The 1244-nt window shown below is 72.0% G+C and carries 1 protein-coding gene; it reads left to right on the forward strand.

Annotated features, from left to right (window positions below):
• On the forward strand, positions 1-1157 hold a 1157-nt coding region (locus tag D8M34_RS17895; protein ID WP_202976285.1), incomplete at its 5' end, for a DEAD/DEAH box helicase.
• Between the last annotated feature and the right edge of the window lie 87 nt (positions 1158-1244).

A 1244-nucleotide genomic window follows, 5' to 3' on the forward strand; every position in this document is an offset into this window, starting at 1 on the left:
GCGCCGGGCTCGACACCGCGCCGCGCAGGACCACCCCGCGCAAGCGCAACGCCGTCGACCTGGCGGTGCTGCAGCCCGGCGACTTCGTCGTCCACAACCAGCACGGCATCGGGCGCTTCATCGAGATGAAGGAGCGCACCGTCTCCGGCGCCACCCGCGAGTACCTGGTGCTGGAGTACGCCAGCTCCAAGCGCGGCCAGCCCGCCGACCGGCTGTTCGTGCCGACCGACGCGCTCGACGAGATCAGCCGCTACGTCGGCGGCGAGCAGCCCGCGGTCAACAAGCTGGGCGGCGGGGACTGGGCGAAGACCAAGAGCCGCGCTCGCAAGGCCGTCAAGGACATCGCGGCCGGTCTGGTGCAGCTCTACGCGGCGCGCCAGGCGTCGCCGGGGCACGCGTTCGGCGCGGACACCCCTTGGCAGCGCGAGCTCGAGGACGCCTTCCCCTACACCGAGACCCCCGACCAGCTGTCGGCGATCGACGAGGTCAAGCGGGACATGGAGCGGCCGGTCCCGATGGACCGCGTCATCTCCGGGGACGTCGGGTTCGGCAAGACCGAGATCGCGGTCCGTGCGGCGTTCAAGGCGGTGCAGGACGGCAAGCAGGTGGCAGTCCTCGTCCCGACGACGCTGCTCGCCACCCAGCACCTGTCGACGTTCTCCGAGCGGATGCGCCAGTTCCCGGTGACCGTGCGCGGGTTGTCGCGGTTCACCGACCCGGCCGAGGCGCGGGAGACGGTCGAGAAGCTCGCCGACGGGCAGGTCGACGTCGTCGTCGGCACGCACCGGCTGCTGCAGACCGGGATCCGCTGGAAGGACCTCGGTCTCGTGATCGTCGACGAGGAGCAGCGCTTCGGCGTCGAGCACAAGGAGCACATCACCGCGTTGCGGGCCGCGGTCGACGTCCTCACCCTGTCCGCGACGCCGATCCCGCGGACCCTGGAGATGAGCCTCGCCGGCATCCGTGAGATGTCGGCGATCACCACCCCGCCCGAGGAGCGGCACCCGACCCTGACCTACGTCGGCGCCTACGACGACAAGCAGGTCGCCGCCGCCGCGCGCCGCGCGCCGCTGCGCCGCGGCCCGGCGGTCTACGTACAACACCGCGTCAGCTCCATCCACCGGCCGGCGAAGCCGAACCAGCACGTGCTACCCTAGCCGCGCCTCGCCGCCGCTCACAGCACGCACAACGCGCACCACCCGCCGCTGCACCTCCGCCAGTTTCGTCACCGCCAGCCCGCCGTC

Origin of the sequence: Microbacterium sp. HSID17254, assembly GCF_003989315.1 — a bacterium.
GTDB lineage: Bacteria > Actinomycetota > Actinomycetes > Actinomycetales > Microbacteriaceae > Microbacterium.